The organism is Buttiauxella brennerae ATCC 51605 (genome assembly GCF_001654925.1).
Lineage (GTDB): Bacteria > Pseudomonadota > Gammaproteobacteria > Enterobacterales > Enterobacteriaceae > Buttiauxella > Buttiauxella brennerae.
This window is the reverse complement of record NZ_LXER01000020.1, coordinates 189,623-209,011: the sequence shown is the minus strand read 5'-3', so window position 1 is coordinate 209,011 and position 19,389 is coordinate 189,623. Positions and strand designations below refer to the sequence as shown.

Genomic DNA, 19,389 nt, shown 5'->3' with positions numbered 1-19,389 from the left:
AGGGCGTTAAACTCTCCTCTATTTTACTTCTTTTCCCTTCAGCAACTTCCGCACCCAAAATCGATTTGGATTCAATGCAGCAAGCGTTTCAGCATCCATCGGAACCGGTTCATCACTCATTTGAGCTGCCAGAATTTCCGCCGCCAGAGGCGCACTGCATAACCCTCGTGAACCCAGCGCCGCCAATATAAACAGGTTTTCATAAACCGGTGCGGTTTCGGCATTTTCGCGGCTTTCAACCAGCGTTGCATAGCTTTCAAGCGTGGCATCGTAGCGAGGAACGCTCCCCACAATCGGCATATGGTCGCGCGTGGCACAACGCACGCCACAGCGAGCTTGCTCGGCACTGACATCCACTTCTGGCGGCCAGTCCAGTTCCGGCAGGCAGTTAATTAAACGCTGGCGATTATGCTGCTGATCTTCATTGTTATAGCGCATATCCTCCACGCCGCGATGATAGCTTGCACCGATGCAATGCTGCTGGTTATTCGGGTTTTGTGGCGTCAGATAGCCGTCGTAACACAATACCTGGCGTAATTCCGAAAGTGACGGGGTGGTTGGGATATGGCTGACCTGGCCACCGACAGCCGAGAACGGCAGTTTTTCAGTCTGCGAAAACTTACTGACTTTAAAACCGTTGGCTAAGACGACCGCCGCATGTCGTTTTGTTTCCCGACCGGCAATGGATAATTGCCATCCGTCAGGCGTCTGGGTCAATGCATCAACACGATGCTGATAATGGATTGTTAGTCCCAAACTCTCGGCCAGTGCTAAGGCACCTGCGGTCAGTTGCGCCGGGCACAGCCAGCCCCCGAGAGGGTAGGTTGCGCCACCATGCCCGGTTTCTAAGCCGCAAAGTTTAGCCGCCGTTTGTGCATCAATAGCGTGAACGAGTGGGTCGGGAAATTCGAGGCTCAGCATCTGTTCGATTTTATGCTGGCTCTTTTCGTCCCAGCCCAGTTGCGTGACCCCACACCAGGCATGATCAAATTCGCAAGGTAACGAGTCATACACACGGCGAGCAAAGGTAAACGCGGCACTGAAAAAGTGGGTAAGTGAAGTTGAATGCGTGTTCAGCAATGGGTAAAGCGCGCCCTGGCGGTTGCCGGAAGCACCCTGTGCCGGCGCGGTATCTTCGCAGTAAAGTGTGACTTGCCAGCCACGGCGCAGCAGAGCGAGTGACAGCAGGGCGCTGGCAACGCCGCCGCCAATAATAGCGACTTCGTTAGCTTGTGCTGGAGGGCGTGCGTACCAGGGCGTGCGGGCTGGGGTTTCCAGGGTTTGCTCCATTTCCCCGACGAGCATTTCCCGTTTGCGACCAAAACCCTTGGTTTTCGTCATCCTGAAACCGGCATCAATCAAACCACGGCGCACAAACCCGGCGCAGGTAAAAGTCGCCAGCGTGCTACCGGGACGCGCCAGTTTAGCCATTGCATTAAACAGCTGTGGCGTCCACATATCCGGATTTTTTGACGGAGCGAAACCATCAAGGAACCAGGCGTCGACCTGATTATTTAAGCTGTCATCTAATTGCGGTATGAGTTCGTTAATATCCCCGAACCACAGGTCGAGAGTCACGCGCCCTCCGGCCAGTAAAATGCGGTGGCAACCGGCTATGGGGAGCGGCCATTGCTGCTGCAATTGCTGCGCAAAATCTGCCAATTCAGGCCAATGAGCATGAGCGGCATGCAAATCTTGTGCGGTTAACGGGAATTTTTCAAAACTAATAAAGTGCAGGCGCTTAAGCGTGGCCTGAGGCTGATTTTTGCAAAATTCTTCAAAAGCTTGCCACAAAGTCAAGAAGTTGAGTCCGGTGCCAAAGCCGCTTTCACCAACGACAAATAGCGAGCGCTCGTGGGTTAAGAAACGTTCTGATAGACGGTTCCCGCCAAGAAAGACATAACGAGTTTCCTCCAGTCCATTATCATTAGAGAAGTACACATCGTCGAACTCTCGGGATACAGGTGTACCCTCTTCGTTAAAGCCAAGGTTGGCGGATTGTATAGGGGACTGTTTCACGTAAGTTACTCGTCTGGCAGGCTGTGAAACGATCATAACGATGTGTGCGAAGCGGCGCAAATTTCAGACCGATTTGGCTGATCGGACTTGTTCGGCGTACAACTGTACGCTATTGTGCCATTCGAAATCCTAATAGTGTAGTGGAAGAGGTATTGAATGAAACGTGCAGTGATTACTGGTCTGGGCATTGTTTCCAGCATCGGTAACAACCAGCAGGAAGTCCTGGCATCTCTGCGTGAAGGTCGCTCGGGGATCACTTTCTCTCAAGAATTCAAAGATTCTGGAATGCGCAGCCACGTGTGGGGTAACGTTAAACTGGACACCACCGGCCTGATTGACCGTAAAGTTGTCCGTTTCATGAACGATGCCTCTGTCTATGCTTATCTTTCAATGCAGCAAGCTATTGAAGATGCTGGTTTGAAAGAAGAAGTATATCAAAGCAACCCTCGTGTGGGCCTGATTGCAGGTTCCGGTGGTTCTTCGAAATCTCAGGTGTTCGGTGCAGACGCAATGCGTAGCCCGCGCGGCCTGAAAGCGGTTGGTCCTTATGTTGTGACCAAAGCGATGGGTTCTGCGGTTTCCGCATGCCTCGCGACTCCGTTCAAAATTCACGGTGTGAACTACTCCATCAGCTCCGCATGTGCGACTTCTGCGCATTGTATCGGTAATGCTGTTGAGCAGATTCAACTGGGCAAGCAGGACATCGTATTTGCTGGCGGCGGCGAAGAGCTGTGCTGGGAAATGGCCTGTGAGTTCGATGCAATGGGCGCACTGTCTACCAAATACAACGAAACGCCAGATAAAGCGTCACGTACCTATGATGCGAGCCGTGATGGTTTCGTTATCGCAGGCGGCGGCGGTATGGTTGTGGTTGAAGAACTGGAGCACGCTCTGGCTCGTGGCGCACACATCTACGCTGAAATCGTTGGCTACGGCGCAACGTCTGATGGCGCAGATATGGTTGCTCCATCTGGTGAAGGCGCAGTGCGTTGCATGAAGATGGCAATGCACGGTGTTGATACCCCGATTGACTACCTGAACACCCACGGGACTTCTACGCCGGTTGGCGATGTGAAAGAACTGGGCGCAATCAAAGAAGTCTTCGGTAACAATTCACCAGCAATGTCCGCGACCAAAGCAATGACCGGTCACTCTCTGGGTGCCGCAGGCGTTCAGGAAGCTATCTACTCTCTGCTGATGCTGGAGCACGGTTTCATCGCGCCAAGTATTAACATTGAAGCGCTGGATGAGCAGGCTGATGGTCTGAACATCGTGACTGAAACTACCGAGCGTCAACTGAACACTGTTATGTCTAACAGCTTCGGTTTTGGTGGGACTAACGCAACACTTGTTCTGCGTAAAGTTAACGCGTAATTCATCACAGACAGTGATAATTTCTAACGGGGTGCCTCTGGCGCCCCGTTTTTTTTGGCGCTTCCGATGATTGACAGCATCTATGGCTGAAGGCACTATTCATGCCGTAACATTATCATTTTGATAATGCGTAAGCGTTCAACGTCAACCAACGCACCCTTAATCTGAACGTTCAGAGGGAAAGGGCGTGGGTGGTTACCTCGCCTTACTCTGCAACAAATGGAGTAAGCAACATGTCTGCATTGATTGATTCTCAGCTCAAAAAAAGCAAATCCGAAAATAAGTCCTTATTCAGCATTACCTTTGCGGTGTTTCTCACCTACATGACGGTTGGCTTGCCGCTGCCTGTGATTCCGCTTTTTGTCCATCACGAGCTTGGATTCGGGAATACCATGGTGGGGATTGCCGTGGGGATTCAGTTCCTGGCGACAGTGTTAACCCGCGGTTATGCGGGGCGGCTCGCGGATCAAAAAGGAGCAAAACGCTCGACATTGCAGGGCATGTGCGCCTGTGCATTTGCAGGTGTCGCCTATTTGCTGGCGGCGTTATTGCCTGTCGATGCGATGGCGAAATTCGCATTGTTAATTGTGGGTCGTTTAATTCTCGGTTTCGGCGAAAGCCAGTTGCTTACCGGCAACCTTACCTGGGGAATGGGCCTGGTTGGCCCGGCACGTTCCGGCAAAGTGATGTCCTGGAACGGGATGGCGATTTATGGCGCACTGGCTGCGGGGGCACCACTGGGGTTGCTGCTCAATAGCCACTGGGGGTTTGTCGCGTTGGGTGTATCGACGATAGCGCTGCCGCTGGTTGCCTGGGCGTTTAACGGCCGGATTCGCGCAGTGCCTGCCCACAAAGGTGAGCGCCCGTCGCTGTTTACCGTGATAGGTCTTATCTGGAAACCGGGGATGGGCCTTGCGCTCCAGGGCGTGGGTTTTGCGGTCATTGGTACTTTTGTTTCGCTCTATTTTTCCACAAACGGCTGGGCCTGGGCAGGCTTTACGTTGACCGCCTTTGGCGGTGCATTTGTGCTGATGCGTGTGCTGTTTGGCTGGATGCCCGATCGCTTTGGCGGCGTGAGAGTCGCACTGGTTTCGCTGGTCATTGAGACCGCCGGGCTGCTGATACTCTGGCAGGCACCGGGCGCCGGCATCGCGTTAATCGGCGCTGCGTTGACGGGCTGTGGTTGCTCGTTAATATTCCCGGCACTGGGTGTCGAGGTCGTTAAGCGCGTTCCGGCGCAAGTACGTGGCACGGCTCTTGGCGGGTATGCCGCGTTTCAGGATATCTCTTACGGTGTCGCAGGACCGCTGACAGGCCTGTTAGCCACGTCGGCGGGTTACCCTTCGGTGTTCCTTGCCGGGGCGATTTCTACTGTCGTGGGTATTGCCGTCACCTGGCTGTCGTTTCGTAAATAAAACTATTGTGCAGCCCTCTCTGTGAGGGGGCTTAACGCCGCTTTGCGCGGGATATAATACTTCACCTGAAATTCGAACATGTTGGTATAGAGAATCGAATAATCAATCGGGTTTTGCTGCTCGTCGATGGCTTGAGTATGCATTTTGATAATCGGGTCCTGGGTACTGATATGCAGTAATGCCGCCAGTTCAGCAGAAGGCAGAATCGGTAACATTGATTCATAACACCCTTCAATTTTTACGCCGCACTCTTTTTCTATATACGAGAATTTCGACTTCTTCATATGAGCGATGGTCAGGTCAGGGAAACGTGCCGCCGAGAGCCAGGTTTCCTCGAGTTGCATGGCGATGTTATTGATAAATCGCAGCCTTTTTGCATAGTAAACCGGTTCTCCACACTGGAGATGTAAGCCTTTTGCAATCTCTTCTGACGCTGCCTGCAACTCAAATTTAAGGATTTGGCTGGTGGGGATTTTCCCTTCGTTACGGGCAATTTCCGTGAAGCTATCTAAATGCGTGAGCGACGCCTGGAAATGTTTATTGCGTAATACGGTGCCGGAACCGTGTCGCCGCTCAACTAACCCTTCGTTTTCTAGCTCCTTCAATGCCTTGCGTAACGTATTGCGCGAAACGCTGTACAGTTCTGCCAGCTCTTTTTCCGAGGGAAGCAGATCGCCAATGTTATACAGCGGGCTGTTGATTCTTTTTTTTAATAGGTTAACGATATTTTTGTATACCACTTTTGAACCTCTTTAACCTTTTTTAAAACAAAGGGTTGCTCTTTATTCTCTTGAATTCAAACCAACAGGTTCACTTTCATCTGTATTTTTGAACAACTTGGGCATTGCTTACTGTGATCGGCGTTTAAGTTAAGCAAATTAACAATTATTAAAGTACCCGGTGTTAATACGATTCTTAAGACCTTTCCCTCAATTAAGGAGTGAAGAATGACTGGATTTAAAGCTGATTTTCTTTGGGGCGGCGCCGTAGCTGCGCATCAGTTGGAAGGTGGCTGGCGTGAGGGTGGAAAAGGGGCCAGCGTAGCCGATGTCATGACCGCAGGTCGTCATGGCGTGCCGCGTGAAATCACCGAAGGTGTGATTGAAGGTAAGTATTATCCAAACCATGAAGGTATTGATTTCTACCATCGCTACAAAGACGATATTAAGCTCTTTGCTGAAATGGGCTTTAAATGCTTCCGTACTTCCATCGCCTGGACGCGTATTTTCCCCAATGGCGATGAGCAGCAACCGAACGAAGCTGGGCTGCAATTTTATGACGACCTGTTTGATGAATGCCTGAAATACAATATCGAACCTGTGATTACGCTCTCGCATTTCGAGATGCCGTATCATCTGGTCACTGAATACGGTGGCTGGCGTAACCGTAAAGTTATCGACTTCTTTATCCGCTTTGCCACTGTGGTTTTTGAACGTTATCAGAAGAAAGTGAAATACTGGATGACGTTTAATGAAATCAACAATCAGGCAAACTTCCATGAAGATTTTGCGCCGTTTACCAACTCGGGTCTGCATTATAAGCCGGGCGAAGACCGCGAAAAAATCATGTACCAGGCGGCGCATTACGAGTTAGTTGCCAGCTCACTGGCGGTTGAAGCCGGCCATGCAATTAACCCTGATTTGCAGATTGGCTGCATGATAGCGATGTGTCCAATTTACCCGCTAACCTGTGCGCCGGACGACATGATGATGTCGGTCCGTGCGATGCACCGTCGCTACTGGTTCACCGACGTTCACGTGCGTGGTTATTACCCGCAGCACATTCTCAATTACTTCAAGCAGAAAGCGTTTAACCTCGATATTACCGATGAGGATAAGCAAATTCTGACCCGTGGCTGTGTCGACTATATTGGTTTTAGTTACTACATGTCGTTTGCCACCAAAGCGACGGAAGACAACCCGACGCTGGATTACGACGAAACCAAAAGTCTGGTAAACAACCCGTATGTAAAAGCGTCTGACTGGGGCTGGCAAATTGACCCGGTAGGGCTGCGTTATTCACTCAACTATTTCTATGATCGTTACCAGTTGCCGATGTTTATTGTTGAAAATGGCTTTGGTGCTATCGATCAAAAAGAGGCAGACGGAACCGTTAACGATCAATATCGCATTGATTACATGCACGATCATATTCGTGAAATGAAAAAAGCGGTGATCGAAGATGGCGTGGATCTGATGGGATACACCCCGTGGGGCTGTATCGATCTGGTTTCTGCGGGTACGGGCGAGATGAAAAAACGCTACGGCATGATCTACGTCGATAAAGATAACGAAGGCAATGGCACGCTGGAAAGATCGAAGAAGAAGTCTTTCTTCTGGTATCAGGACGTGATCAAAAACAACGGCAATAACCTGTAATTCCTGCCAACAAAATCCCCGCCCACCTGGACGGGGAAAGGGTTAAATCACTATCCAGATAATCGCCAGCGCCACTAATAGCGCCACTAACATTAACCCCGGGCGTGCGCTGAGCGAGTTCATTGCCTCAATCATCGGGGCGAACGGGCTGGCAATAGGCTGCAGATGACGTGCTTCTGGCGTGCCAGATGAACGTTCCACGCGTTTTAAAAACACCTGGTTTAAAATATCCTGCACCTGCGTGCTAGTCAGCAACGTCTGCGGCGTGGCCTGAAAACGCAGCTGTGAGTAATCGGTTATCTCTTTCCACTCTGCGGGTTCCAGAGGCTGCTTGAGCGCGGCCTGAATGGTTTGCAACGTGGGTGCTGTCTGCTGGCTTAACGTCTGGCGAGCCTGCAACCAGGTGGTCAGCAACGCGAAATGTTTAGCCGGGATCAGCTCGCCAGTTTTCACGCCACTGAGTTCAAGCATAGATTGCCAGATTAACTTTCCAGACTCGCCCGTCGCGGCGGTCAGTTTGGCGACCTGGTTATTCAATGAATGATGTTCAGCAGGGAGCAGCGGGCGATCGGTTGCCGGGCGTTGCTGCGGCTGCGGGATCGCCAACTGGTTATTTTGCAGCAGCGTCAATACGCTTTTTAATTGCTCAGGTGTGAGCTGGCTGAGTGCCGAATGGCCAAACTGCTGGCGAATATAATCGCTTACGGCCTGGCGATTATTGCCTTGCGGCAGCAGTTCGCTTAACTGCTGAACGACCTGGCGCGTCGCATGGGTGGTTTGGGCATTACTAAGGCGCTGATTGAGATTTTGTTCAGCCGCGGGGAAGTGACGCGACAATAAAGGCGTTTCACTTTTTAGCCCCAGGTCATGCTTGAGCCCCGCCCACACTTCGGCGCTTTGCTGCTGACTGAGCGCAACAAGACGCGTGATCAAACGTTCCAGAACGGTACGTTGCTGAGTGGAAAGCGGAAATTCGCCTGCCGCTGAAGGTGTGGAGGGTGGTTCCCCCGGAGGGCGTGCTGTTGCCCCCTGAATGGGTTGCATAGTCGGAATCCTTTGTCGTCCCCGGCTCAAGTATGCCAGGCCGCAAGATTATGGCACACTATCAGGCTTATTCTCGACGATTAACAGACAGGTAGAGTAACGTGAAAATCCTCGTTGACGAAAATATGCCCTATGCACGTGAATTGTTCAGTCGCCTCGGCGATGTGACTGCCGTTCCTGGGCGCCCAATTCCGGTCGCGAAATTGGCTGATGCAGATGCATTAATGGTTCGTTCGGTCACCAAAATAAATGAAGATTTACTGGGTGGCAAAGGCGTAAAATTTGTCGGTACGGCAACGGCGGGCACAGACCACGTTGACGAAAACTACCTTGAGCGTGCAGGCATCGCATTTTCAGCAGCACCTGGCTGTAACGCCATCGCGGTTGTCGAGTACGTCTTTTCGTCGTTGTTAATGTTAGCTGAGCGCGACGGCTTCAAACTGACTGAGCGTACCGTGGGCATTATCGGTGTGGGTAATGTTGGCTCACGTTTGCAGGCTCGCCTGGAAGCCTTCGGCGTTCGTACACTACTTTGTGACCCTCCTCGCGCCGATCGGGGTGACGAAGGCGATTTCGTTTCACTCGAACAGGTTGTTCGCGAAGCGGATGTGCTGACGTTCCATACGCCGCTGTTTAAAGACGGCCCGTACAAATCCCTGCACCTCGCCGATGAAAAACTCATTTCTGCCCTCAAGCCTGGCACCATTCTGATTAACGCTTGCCGTGGCCCGGTAGTCGATAATGCAGCGTTGCTGAAATGCCTTGAGAATGGCCAGGAACTGAGTGTGGTGCTGGATGTCTGGGAGCCGGAACCTGAGCTTAACGTGGCGCTGTTGGACCGTGTCGATATCGGTACTGCACACATTGCGGGTTACACGTTAGAAGGCAAAGCACGCGGCACGACGCAAGTGTTTGAAGCATTCAGCGAGTTTATTGGTCAGAAGCAACAAGTGGCTTTAGACACTTTGCTTCCGGCACCAGAGTTTGGACGCATCACGCTGCACGGCCCTCTTGATCAGGCGACACTCAAAAGACTGGTTCATCTGGTGTATGATGTGCGCCGCGATGACGCACCGCTGCGTAAAGTGGCGGGGATCCCGGGTGAGTTTGACAAGTTACGCAAAAACTATCTGGAACGCCGTGAATGGTCATCGCTCTATATTCAGTGTGATGATGAATCGGCCGCAGCGATGCTGCAAAAGCTCGGTTTTGGCGCCATCCATCACGCCGTACGTTAACAAATCCTTCTCATCTTCCCGGTGTTACCGCCGGGGAGATCTGCTATTTAAGTCTGGAGTAAACCAACATGTCTGAAGGCTGGAATATTGCCGTTTTAGGTGCCACGGGTGCCGTAGGCGCAGCTGTGATTGAACTGCTTGCCGAGCGCCAGTTCCCGGTTGGTGAATTGTATGGCCTGGCGCGCAATGAAAGCGCCGGTGAAAATATTCGTTATGAAGGCAAAACCATCATGGTTCAGGATGCTGAATCATTTGACTGGACTCAGGTTCAGCTGGCGTTTTTCGTTGCAGGTGCTGAAGCCTCTGCGCGTTATATCGAAGATGCCACCAACGCTGGTTGCCTGGTGATTGATTCCAGCGGCCTGTTCGCCATGGAACACGATGTACCGCTGGTTGTGCCTGATGTGAATCCTTTTGTGCTGGGTGAATATCGCAATCGCAACGTGGTTGCTGTTGCTGACAGCCTGACCAGCCAGTTGTTGACCTCGCTCAAGCCGCTTATCGAACAAGGTGGTTTATCGCGTATTCAGGTGACTAACTTGCTGGCCGCTTCTGGCCGTGGGAAAAGTGCGGTAGATGCGCTAGCAGGGCAGAGTGCACGCTTGCTTAATGGTTTGCCAATCGAAGAAGCTGACCTGTTTGGTCGCCAGTTGGCCTTTAACATGTTGCCGCTGGTGCCGGATGCTGAAGGCAGTGTTGCTGCTGCGCGCCGCCTGGTGAATGAAGTCCGTAAAGTGCTGCAAGACGAAGGTGTGATGATTTCGGTCAGCATGGTGCAGGCACCGGTATTTTACGGGCACGCACAAATGGTCAACTTCGAAGCAATGCGCCCACTGGCTGCGGAAGAAGCACGTGATGCGTTTGGCCAGTTTGAAGATATCGAGATTTCCGAAGAAGGGCAGTTCCCGACTCAGGTTTCTGATGCCTCCGGCAGCGATCATCTTTCTATCGGTTGTATCCATAACGATTACGGCATGCCTGAGCAGATTCAGTTCTGGTCAGTGGCAGATAACGTACGTTTCGGCGGGGCGCTGATGGCGGTGAAAACGGCTGAAAAATTAGTGCAGGAGTATATGTACTAATGTCCGAAGAGTTGCCTGTTATTTCAACAAGCCCACTCCACAAGATTGCACTCGGCATCGAATACGATGGCAGCAAATATTACGGCTGGCAGCGCCAGAACGAAGTGCGCAGCGTGCAGGAGAAGCTTGAAAAAGCGCTCTCTAAAGTGGCAGATGAGCCGATAAGCGTGTTCTGCGCCGGTCGCACCGACGCAGGCGTTCACGCCACCGGTCAGGTTGTGCACTTTGAAACGCGCGCGCAGCGTAAAGATGCAGCTTGGACGCTCGGTGCAAATGCGAATTTGCCTGGTGACATTGCCGTGCGTTGGGTTAAAGCTGTGCCCGAAGATTTTCACGCGCGATTCAGTGCTACGGCGCGTCGTTATCGTTATGTCATCTATAACGAGCGGCTGCGTCCTGCAGTGATGGGGCAGGGGGTGACGCATTTTTATCACCCGCTGGATGCCGATCGCATGCATCGTGCCGCGCAATGTTTGCTGGGTGAGAACGATTTTACGTCGTTCCGTGCTGTGCAATGCCAGTCGCGCACACCGTGGCGCAATCTGATGCACATCACCGTCACGCGCTATGGCTCATATGTGGTGGTGGATATCAAAGCCAATGCGTTTGTGCATCACATGGTGCGAAACATTGTCGGCAGCCTGATGGAAATCGGTTGTGGCAACCAGGAAGAGAACTGGATGGCCCAATTGCTGGCGGCGAAAGACCGCAAGCTTGCAGCTGCGACCGGTAAAGCAGAAGGCTTGTACTTAGTTTCTGTTGATTACCCTGAAAATTTTGCGTTGCCTAAACCCCCAATGGGACCTCTTTTTTTGGCAGACTGACGCCAGTCTTGAAAGGTAGATAACTATGGAATTTATCCGCTTCATTATTGATTTTATTTTGCACATTGATGTGCATTTAGCGGAGTTGGTTGCGCAGTATGGTATCTGGGTTTATGCCATTCTGTTTTTGATTTTGTTCTGTGAAACAGGGCTTGTGGTCACACCGTTCCTGCCGGGTGATTCGTTGCTGTTTGTTGCCGGTGCGCTGGCGGCATTGCCAACTAACGACCTGAACGTTCACACGATGGTGATTTTAATGGTCATCGCGGCTATTGTTGGCGATGCGCTCAACTACACTATCGGGCGGCTGTTTGGCGAAAAACTGTTCAGCAATCCAAATTCAAAAATCTTCCGCCGTAGTTATCTTGATAAAACACACGCTTTTTACGAGCGTCATGGTGGAAAAACGATTATCCTCGCGCGCTTCGTGCCGATCGTCCGTACTTTTGCACCGTTTGTCGCCGGGATGGGACACATGTCTTATCGCCACTTTGCGATTTATAACGTGGTTGGCGCACTGCTGTGGGTACTGTTATTCACCTACGCAGGTTACCTGTTCGGTAATTTCCCGATTGTGCAGGAAAACCTGAAATTGCTGATTGTGGCGATTATTGTGCTGTCGATTCTGCCTGGCGTAATCGAAGTTATTCGCCACAAACGTGCAGCGGCACGTCAGCAAAAGTAACTCCATCGCGCGGTTCGACCACTTTTTTATCCAAAGTCGCGGGCCGTTATGTTTTAATGAGCACCATTTATGGTCTGGGGCAGCTAGTTCTGCCACAGAAAAACTGGCATCGACCAGGTTCAAGCAGAAAGGTCATCAATGAGCTGGATTGAACGAATTCTCAATAAGAGCAATATCACCCCTACCCGTAAGGCGAGTATCCCTGAAGGGGTGTGGACTAAGTGCGACAGCTGTGGCCAGGTTCTGTACCGTGCCGAACTGGAACGCAATCTCGAAGTCTGCCCAAAATGCGATCACCACATGCGCATGTCTGCGCGCGATCGTCTGCATACCCTGCTAGATGAAGGTTCGCTGTTTGAGTTGGGTAGTGAGCTTGAGCCAAAAGATATTCTCAAGTTTAAAGACTCTAAAAAATACAAAGACCGTCTGGCATCTGCCCAGAAAGAAACCGGCGAGAAAGACGCGCTGGTGGTCATGAAAGGCACACTCTATAACATGCCAGTTGTCGCTGTGGCGTTTGAGTTTGCCTTTATGGGCGGTTCTATGGGTTCTGTTGTTGGTGCGCGTTTTGTTCGTGCCGTAGAACAAGCTCTGGAAGACAGCTGCCCGATGATCTGTTTCTCCGCCTCTGGCGGTGCACGTATGCAAGAAGCGCTGATGTCGCTGATGCAGATGGCAAAAACCAGTGCTGCACTGGCGAAAATGCAGGAACGTGGTCTGCCGTATATTTCGGTTCTGACTGACCCCACCATGGGTGGCGTTTCAGCAAGCTTCGCAATGCTGGGCGATCTGAACATTGCTGAGCCAAAAGCGTTGATCGGCTTTGCAGGCCCGCGTGTTATCGAACAGACCGTTCGTGAAAAACTGCCGACGGGCTTCCAGCGCAGTGAGTTCCTGATCGAAAAAGGCGCGATCGACATGATCGTACGCCGCCCGGAAATGCGCCTGAAGTTGGCAAGCATTCTGGCAAAACTGACAAATCAACCCGCGCCGAATCCGGAAGCACCGCTTGAACCGCTTGTGGTTCCGGCCGCACCGGAAGAAGGTCACGAGGCCTGATAGTCAACAAAGGCAGGGCCGCTCGCGGAACTGCCTTTTTTCTTGAACCGTAGCGTAGAGCGGGCATCATGGAAAAAACTCAAACTCCTCAAGCCACGTCGCCCCTGGCCACGTGGCTTTGTTATCTGGAAAACCTCCATTCTAAAACCATTGAGCTTGGCCTTGACCGTGTCAAAAAAGTTGCCACGACGCTCGATGTACTCAAACCTGCGCCGACGGTATTTACTGTCGCGGGGACAAACGGCAAAGGCACAACTTGTCGCACCCTGGAAAAGGTGTTGATGGCGGCAGGTTATAGCGTCGGTGTATACAGTTCGCCGCATCTGGTGCGTTACACCGAGCGTGTACGCGTGCAAAGCGAAGAGCTGGATGAGGCGTACCACACCGCGGCATTTGCCCAGATTGAAGCAGCACGTGGTGAGACATCACTGACCTATTTTGAGTACAGCACGTTGTCTGCTCTGTTGTTGTTTAAGCAGCTCGCAGTCGATGTGGTTATTCTCGAAGTCGGTCTGGGCGGGCGCCTGGATGCGACGAATATTGTTGATGCGGATGTGGCGGTGGTCACCAGTATCGCGCTTGATCACACCGACTGGCTGGGGCCTGACCGTGAAAGTATCGGGCGTGAAAAAGCAGGCGTCTTCCGTGGTGGAAAGCCTGCTGTCGTGGGCGAGCCAGATATGCCGCAGACCATTGCTGATGTGGCGGCTGAAAAGGGTGCTCAGTTGCTGCGCCGTGGTGTTGACTGGTCTTATCAAGTGGCTGAGAACAGCTGGAGCTTTAAAGACGCTCAGGGTGAACTCAACGAGCTGCCTCTGCCGTTAGTTCCACAGCCAAATGCGGCTACCGCATTGGCCGCGTTGCGTGTAAGCCAGCTAAATGTCAGCAACGACGCTATTATTCAAGGGATTGGGGAAGCGACGCTGCCTGGACGATTCCAGGTTATTTCGCAGGCACCGTTGGTTATCCTCGACGTGGCGCATAATCCTCATGCGGCAGCGTACCTTGCCGGGCGAATTGCTCAGTTACCAAAACGCGGGCGAGTGCTGGCTGTCATCGGTATGCTGCATGATAAAGACATTGCCGGTACGCTGGCATGTTTGTCGCCACAGGTTGATAGCTGGTATTGTGCTCCGTTAGAAGGGCCACGCGGTGCAACGGCCGAGCAACTGATTGAACATCTCGGCCATGGCGAAGTCTATGGCAGTGTTGCACAAGCCTGGCATGCTGCAATGAACGCAGCGACCGAAAATGATACCGTGCTGGTGTGTGGTTCGTTTCATACAGTAGCCCATGTAATGGAAGCGCTGGACGCGGAGAGAGCTGGTGGCGAGTAAGTTTCAAAATAGATTAGTCGGAACCATCATTCTGGTCGCACTGGGGGTCATTATCCTCCCGGGGCTGCTTGATGGTCAGAAAAAGCATTACCAGGATGAGTTTGCAGCCATTCCTCTGGTTCCCAAACCGGGTGATACCAATGAGCCCGATATGTTGCCTGCCGCGACTCAGGCGCTGCCTTCGCAGCCTCCTGAAGGGGCTGCTGAAGAGGTAAGAGCGGGGGCTGCTGCTGCACCGGGGCTGGATATTGCTTCTCTTCCTGGTGACGGCAGTGCGGGCATTGATGAAGTGCCGGTCAGTCGTGAGCAGCCTAAGCCGAAACCTGTGGCGGAGAAGCCAAAACCTAAGCCAGCCGAAAGACCGCAAAGCAATGCGGCGGTTGATCAAACCGAAGAACGCCTGGCGATGATGAATGAAGAGCCGTCTGCACCGCAGAAGCCCGCTAAGCAGGAAACCGCAGAGAAAGCACCAACCGGGCAAGCCTATGTTGTCCAACTGGGTGCGTTGAAAAATGCCGACAAAGTGAATGAAATTGTTGGTAAACTGCGCGGTGCCGGGTTCCGTGTTTACACAGCACCGTCTACGCCAGTGCAGGGTAAAGTGACCCGAATTCTGGTGGGACCGGATGCTTCCAAAGACAAACTGAAATCGTCTTTAGGGGAGCTGAGTTCAATCTCAGGTCTGAATGGTGTTGTGATGAATTATACGACCAGATAAACCTGCAGAGCGGCGGGATTTAGGGCAAGTTTTTAATGGCGTTGAGCATTTTTTCAACGCCATTATTTATTTACGCGAGGGAAGGAAATCCCTACGCAAACGTTTTCTTTTTCTGTTAGAATGCGCCCCGAACTGGACGTCAGGGCGATTTGTCGTGAGATTTGTTCATGGTCTGGATAGATTACGCCATTATTGCGGTCATCGGATTTTCGGCTCTGATTAGTGTTATTCGTGGGTTTGTGCGTGAAGCGTTATCGCTGGTGACCTGGGGTTGTGCTTTCTTTGTCGCCAGTCATTACTACACTTACCTGTCAGTCTGGTTCACAGGCTTTGAAGATGAACTGGTACGTAATGGAATAGCTATCGCGATACTCTTTATCGCGACACTCATTGTCGGTGCAATAGTCAATTATGTGATTAGCGCACTGGTTGAGAAAACCGGCCTGTCGGGTACAGACAGGGTGTTGGGGATTTGTTTCGGTGCTTTACGTGGAGCGCTGATCGTCGCCGCCATTCTGTTCTTTCTTGATACGTTCACTGGTTTTTCGAAGAGTGACGACTGGCAAAAGTCGCAGCTTATCCCGCAATTCAGTTTCATCATCAGATGGTTCTTTGACTATCTGCAAAGCTCGTCAAGTTTCTTGCCCCGGCCTTAGGGCGGGGGTTATGGCTTAGAGTCTGATTTTTCTGGCTGTTTTATTTTCATATTACGCCAGAAAAACAGACTCACGATGAGGAAAAGACAACATGTGCGGTATTGTCGGTATCGCCGGTTTTATGCCGGTCAACCAGTCCATTTATGATGCGTTAACGGTGCTCCAGCATCGTGGCCAGGATGCCGCAGGCATCGTCACCATTGATGCTTTAAACTGTTTCCGTCTGCGTAAAGCAAACGGCCTGGTGAGCGATGTGTTTGGTGCCATTCACATGCAACGCTTGCAGGGAAACATGGGGATTGGCCATGTGCGCTACCCAACAGCAGGCAGTTCCAGCGCCTCTGAAGCCCAACCTTTCTATGTAAACTCCCCGTACGGCATTACTCTTGCACACAATGGTAATTTGACCAACGCCCACGAATTGCGCCAGAAGCTGTTCGAAGAAAAGCGTCGTCACATTAACACCACCTCTGACTCCGAAATTCTGCTCAATATCTTCGCCAGCGAGCTGGATAACTTCCGCAACTATCCGCTGGAAGCAGACAACATTTTTGCCGCCATTGCCGCGACTAACCGCCAGATTCGTGGTGCTTATGCTTGCGTTGCGATGATCATCGGCCACGGTATGGTTGCCTTCCGCGACCCGAACGGTATCCGTCCGTTGGTGATGGGCAAACGTGATTTGAATGATGGCCGTACCGAATACATGGTGGCTTCTGAAAGCGTGGCGCTTGATACGCTGGGCTTTGAATTCCTGCGCGATATCGCGCCGGGTGAAGCGGTGTATATCACCGAGAAAGGCCAGTTGTTCACTCGCCAGTGCGCCGATAACCCGACCAGCAACCCTTGCTTGTTCGAGTACGTCTACTTTGCGCGCCCGGACTCTTTCATCGATAAAATTTCCGTCTACAGCGCACGCGTTGAGATGGGCAAGAAACTCGGTGAGAAAATTGCCCGTGAGTGGGACGATCTGGACATCGACGTGGTTATCCCGATCCCAGAAACTTCCTGCGATATTGCGCTGGAAATCGCCCGGATTCTCGATAAGCCATATCGCCAGGGCTTCGTGAAAAACCGCTATGTTGGCCGTACCTTTATCATGCCGGGCCAACAGCTGCGCCGTAAGTCTGTGCGCCGTAAACTCAATGCTAACCGCGCTGAGTTCCGCGATAAGAACGTGCTGCTGGTGGATGACTCCATCGTGCGCGGTACGACATCCGAACAGATTATCGAGATGGCGCGTGAAGCTGGTGCGAAGAAAGTTTATCTGGCTTCTGCAGCGCCTGAGATTCGTTTCCCGAACGTGTATGGCATCGACATGCCAAGCGCAAACGAACTGATTGCTCACGGCCGCGAAGTTGACGAAATTCGTCAGTTGATTGGTGCTGATGGTTTGATTTTCCAGGATCTGGACGATCTGATTGAAGCCGTTCGTGTTGAGAACCCGGACATTACACAGTTTGAATGCTCGGTGTTTAACGGTATCTACGTGACCAAAGATGTGGACCACGAATACCTTGAGTATCTTGAGTCGCTGCGTAATGACGATTCGAAAGCGATTCAACGCCTGAACGAAGTTGAAAACTTAGAAATGCACAACGAGGGTTAAAGCCATCCTCGCCTGACCCTCTCCTTGAAGGAGAGGGGACTCGCAGATTTTATCCCTCACCCTTCGGGGTGAGGGTATCTATCCTTGCATCCCGTCCCATCTTGCGGCAAAGTCAGCCCAGATATTTCTCTACGGGTGAAAGCGATGAAACGGCTAATTGTTGGGATTTCAGGTGCCAGTGGCGCAACTTACGGTGTGCGACTGCTTCAGGTGCTGCAACAATTACCTGATATTGAAACTCACCTCATCCTTAGCAACGCTGCTCGCCAGACGCTCGCCTTAGAAACCGATATTTCCCTGCGTGAAGTTCAGGCTCTGGCCGATGTGGTTCATGATGCCCGCGATATCGCCGCCAGCCTCTCTTCAGGCTCTTTTAAGACGCACGGCATGGTGATATTACCCTGCTCAATCAAAACCCTTTCTGGCATTGTCCACAGCTATACCGATGGCCTGCTGACGCGTGCGGCAGATGTGGTGCTGAAAGAGCGCCGTCCGCTGGTGCTTTGTGTGCGTGAAACGCCGCTTCACCTTGGTCATTTGCGTTTAATGACGCAAGCCGCTGAACTGGGCGCTGTGATTATGCCGCCAATGCCGGCGTTTTATCATCGCCCGCAAAGCGTGCAGGATATTATCGACCAGACGGTCAACCGGGTACTCGACCAGTTTGATATTGAACTACCCCAGGATTTATTCACCCGTTGGAAGGGTGCATAAATAGTGCGCCAGTGTGGTGCATCACAAAACGCTGCGCCTCAAAATGGGGCGGTTTTGTAACCTCGATCACTTCCAGAACATTTATCCGCTATTTTCCTCCGTTAATGCTTTTCCCTCATACCAGACCTGCTATCTTTCAATCTCGTGACAGAGTTGTAACTTTTATTTAACACCAAAACCACGCACTTTCTTTCACGCAGGAAAAAGTGGCATGGGAACTGCAACTCTGGTCTGCAACACAAAACAAACACAACACGACATTACACATAATAAGATCAGCCACCTTGAGGTTTATGTATGAAAAAGCAAGTTCTTGCTCTGTCATTACTGCTTGGCCTGAGTGCCACTGCCAGCGTTTTCGCAGCCATTCCGCAGAGCATTCGTCTTGGTACGGACGCCACCTATGCACCGTTCTCATCTAAAGACGCGAAAGGGGATTTTGTTGGTTTCGATATCGATCTTGGCAATGAGTTGTGTAAACGCATCAATACTAAATGTACATGGGTTGGAAGCGACTTTGATGCGCTGATTCCTTCGCTTAAAGCGAAGAAAATCGACGGTATCATCTCTTCGCTTTCCATCACCGAAAAGCGCCAGAAAGAGATTGCCTTCTCAGACAAACTTTACGCTGCTGATTCACGCCTGATTGCCGTTAAAGGCTCCCCGGTTAAGCCGACTCTTGATTCCCTCAAAGGCAAGCATATCGGTGTGTTGCAAGGCTCTACGCAAGAAGCGTATGCCAATGCTGAATGGCGTACCAAAGGTGTCGATGTGGTGCCTTATGCTAACCAGGACTTAATCTATTCCGATCTGGCTGCTGGCCGCCTGGATGCTGCATTCCAGGATGAGACCGCGGCAAGCGAAGGCTTCCTGAAACTGCCTGCTGGTAAAGGTTATGAGTTCGCCGGCCCATCGGTTAAAAACAAACAGTACTTTGGTGATGGCACCGGTATTGGCTTGCGTAAAGACGATGTGGAGCTGAAAGCTGCCTTTGATAAAGCGCTGGCAGAAATGCGTAAAGACGGTACTTACGACAAATTTGCTAAGAAGTACTTCGATTTTAATGTTTACGGTGAATAAGTTTATCCCGTAGTCTGTAGCCCGGTTATGGCCACCATGGCCGGGCTGAATAGAATTGCAATCTAACCCTTAGCTTTTTGCACTGCTGTAGTGCAATTTATCGCTAATGCACCAAAATAGTGCTTTGCTTGCATCCTATTGGTGTGACGTGTTTTTC

The 19,389-nt window shown here is 51.6% G+C and carries 17 protein-coding genes; 14 read left to right on the top strand and 3 right to left on the bottom strand.

Features of this window, described 5'->3' with window-relative positions; genetic code table 11:
• Positions 1-18 precede the first annotated feature (18 nt).
• The gene (gene mnmC / locus M975_RS12825) at positions 19-2,019 is read right to left on the bottom strand and encodes a bifunctional tRNA (5-methylaminomethyl-2-thiouridine)(34)-methyltransferase MnmC2/FAD-dependent 5-carboxymethylaminomethyl-2-thiouridine(34) oxidoreductase MnmC1 (protein WP_064559965.1); all 2,001 of its coding nucleotides are present in this window, start codon (positions 2,017-2,019) and stop codon (positions 19-21) included.
• 156 nt (positions 2,020-2,175) lie between these two features.
• On the opposite strand from mnmC, the gene fabB reads away from it, so the two are divergent.
• Together fabB and M975_RS12815 are read left to right on the top strand one after the other, a co-directional pair.
• Positions 2,176-3,393, top strand: coding sequence for a beta-ketoacyl-ACP synthase I (fabB, locus tag M975_RS12820; protein ID WP_064559963.1), 1,218 nt, complete (start codon positions 2,176-2,178; stop codon positions 3,391-3,393).
• A gap of 233 nt (positions 3,394-3,626) precedes the next feature.
• Positions 3,627-4,808, top strand: coding sequence for an MFS transporter (locus M975_RS12815; protein ID WP_064559961.1), 1,182 nt, complete (start codon positions 3,627-3,629; stop codon positions 4,806-4,808).
• Positions 4,809-4,810: 2 nt separating this feature from the next.
• Here M975_RS12815 and M975_RS12810 read toward each other — a convergent pair whose 3' ends face one another.
• On the bottom strand, positions 4,811-5,548 hold the full coding sequence (locus M975_RS12810; protein ID WP_064559959.1) for a GntR family transcriptional regulator: 738 nt from the start codon (positions 5,546-5,548) through the stop codon (positions 4,811-4,813).
• Positions 5,549-5,755: 207 nt separating this feature from the next.
• Between M975_RS12810 and M975_RS12805 the strand changes: the two genes are divergently transcribed.
• A complete protein-coding gene (locus M975_RS12805; protein WP_064559957.1) occupies positions 5,756-7,186 on the top strand; it encodes a 6-phospho-beta-glucosidase in 1,431 nt (476 codons plus the stop codon).
• A gap of 42 nt (positions 7,187-7,228) precedes the next feature.
• Here the strand turns inward: M975_RS12805 and flk are convergent, their stop codons facing one another.
• Positions 7,229-8,230: a flagella biosynthesis regulator Flk gene (gene flk / locus M975_RS12800; protein ID WP_064559956.1), complete on the bottom strand. Its 1,002-nt coding sequence runs from the start codon at positions 8,228-8,230 to the stop codon at positions 7,229-7,231.
• A gap of 101 nt (positions 8,231-8,331) precedes the next feature.
• Between flk and pdxB the strand changes: the two genes are divergently transcribed.
• The 11 genes from pdxB to argT all read left to right on the top strand — a co-directional run bounded on the left by pdxB (position 8,332) and on the right by argT (position 19,232).
• Positions 8,332-9,468: a 4-phosphoerythronate dehydrogenase PdxB gene (gene pdxB, locus M975_RS12795; RefSeq protein WP_064559954.1), complete on the top strand. Its 1,137-nt coding sequence runs from the start codon at positions 8,332-8,334 to the stop codon at positions 9,466-9,468.
• 68 nt (positions 9,469-9,536) lie between these two features.
• Positions 9,537-10,550: an aspartate-semialdehyde dehydrogenase gene (locus tag M975_RS12790; protein ID WP_064559952.1), complete on the top strand. Its 1,014-nt coding sequence runs from the start codon at positions 9,537-9,539 to the stop codon at positions 10,548-10,550.
• On the top strand, positions 10,550-11,374 hold the full coding sequence (gene truA, locus M975_RS12785; protein ID WP_064559950.1) for a tRNA pseudouridine(38-40) synthase TruA: 825 nt from the start codon (positions 10,550-10,552) through the stop codon (positions 11,372-11,374). Before M975_RS12790 ends, truA begins: the two co-directional genes overlap by 1 nt.
• A gap of 25 nt (positions 11,375-11,399) precedes the next feature.
• Positions 11,400-12,059, top strand: a complete 660-nt coding sequence (locus tag M975_RS12780) for a DedA family protein (RefSeq protein WP_064559948.1) — start codon at positions 11,400-11,402, stop codon at positions 12,057-12,059.
• A 138-nt stretch (positions 12,060-12,197) separates the two neighbouring features.
• Entirely contained in the window at positions 12,198-13,118 is a 921-nt protein-coding gene (accD, locus tag M975_RS12775) for an acetyl-CoA carboxylase, carboxyltransferase subunit beta (protein ID WP_064559946.1), read from the top strand.
• A 68-nt stretch (positions 13,119-13,186) separates the two neighbouring features.
• Complete coding sequence (gene folC / locus M975_RS12770) at positions 13,187-14,455, top strand: bifunctional tetrahydrofolate synthase/dihydrofolate synthase (RefSeq protein ID WP_064559944.1); 1,269 nt, start codon at positions 13,187-13,189, stop codon at positions 14,453-14,455.
• Complete coding sequence (gene dedD / locus M975_RS12765; protein ID WP_064559942.1) at positions 14,445-15,173, top strand: cell division protein DedD; 729 nt, start codon at positions 14,445-14,447, stop codon at positions 15,171-15,173. Before folC ends, dedD begins: the two co-directional genes overlap by 11 nt.
• Positions 15,174-15,340: 167 nt before the next feature.
• Positions 15,341-15,829, top strand: coding sequence for a colicin V production protein (cvpA, locus tag M975_RS12760; RefSeq protein WP_034458856.1), 489 nt, complete (start codon positions 15,341-15,343; stop codon positions 15,827-15,829).
• A gap of 91 nt (positions 15,830-15,920) precedes the next feature.
• On the top strand, positions 15,921-17,438 hold the full coding sequence (gene purF, locus M975_RS12755; RefSeq protein WP_064559941.1) for an amidophosphoribosyltransferase: 1,518 nt from the start codon (positions 15,921-15,923) through the stop codon (positions 17,436-17,438).
• Between the two features lie 144 nt (positions 17,439-17,582).
• Positions 17,583-18,152 (top strand): UbiX family flavin prenyltransferase, encoded by a 570-nt coding sequence (locus M975_RS12750; protein WP_064559939.1) that lies wholly within the window; start codon positions 17,583-17,585, stop codon positions 18,150-18,152.
• A 297-nt stretch (positions 18,153-18,449) separates the two neighbouring features.
• Positions 18,450-19,232, top strand: a complete 783-nt coding sequence (argT, locus tag M975_RS12745) for a lysine/arginine/ornithine ABC transporter substrate-binding protein ArgT (RefSeq protein ID WP_064559937.1) — start codon at positions 18,450-18,452, stop codon at positions 19,230-19,232.
• The last annotated feature ends 157 nt before the right edge of the window (positions 19,233-19,389 follow it).

Coding starts and splice junctions, on each gene's coding strand:
- purF (WP_064559941.1), top strand. CDS start 15,921: ATGTGCGGTATTGTCGGTATCGCCGGTTTTATGCCGGTCAACCAGTCC.
- fabB (WP_064559963.1), top strand. CDS start 2,176: ATGAAACGTGCAGTGATTACTGGTCTGGGCATTGTTTCCAGCATCGGT.
- flk (WP_064559956.1), bottom strand. CDS start 8,230: ATGCAACCCATTCAGGGGGCAACAGCACGCCCTCCGGGGGAACCACCC.
- cvpA (WP_034458856.1), top strand. CDS start 15,341: ATGGTCTGGATAGATTACGCCATTATTGCGGTCATCGGATTTTCGGCT.
- M975_RS12750 (WP_064559939.1), top strand. CDS start 17,583: ATGAAACGGCTAATTGTTGGGATTTCAGGTGCCAGTGGCGCAACTTAC.
- M975_RS12780 (WP_064559948.1), top strand. CDS start 11,400: ATGGAATTTATCCGCTTCATTATTGATTTTATTTTGCACATTGATGTG.
- M975_RS12815 (WP_064559961.1), top strand. CDS start 3,627: ATGTCTGCATTGATTGATTCTCAGCTCAAAAAAAGCAAATCCGAAAAT.
- accD (WP_064559946.1), top strand. CDS start 12,198: ATGAGCTGGATTGAACGAATTCTCAATAAGAGCAATATCACCCCTACC.
- folC (WP_064559944.1), top strand. CDS start 13,187: ATGGAAAAAACTCAAACTCCTCAAGCCACGTCGCCCCTGGCCACGTGG.
- M975_RS12790 (WP_064559952.1), top strand. CDS start 9,537: ATGTCTGAAGGCTGGAATATTGCCGTTTTAGGTGCCACGGGTGCCGTA.
- argT (WP_064559937.1), top strand. CDS start 18,450: ATGAAAAAGCAAGTTCTTGCTCTGTCATTACTGCTTGGCCTGAGTGCC.
- M975_RS12805 (WP_064559957.1), top strand. CDS start 5,756: ATGACTGGATTTAAAGCTGATTTTCTTTGGGGCGGCGCCGTAGCTGCG.
- truA (WP_064559950.1), top strand. CDS start 10,550: ATGTCCGAAGAGTTGCCTGTTATTTCAACAAGCCCACTCCACAAGATT.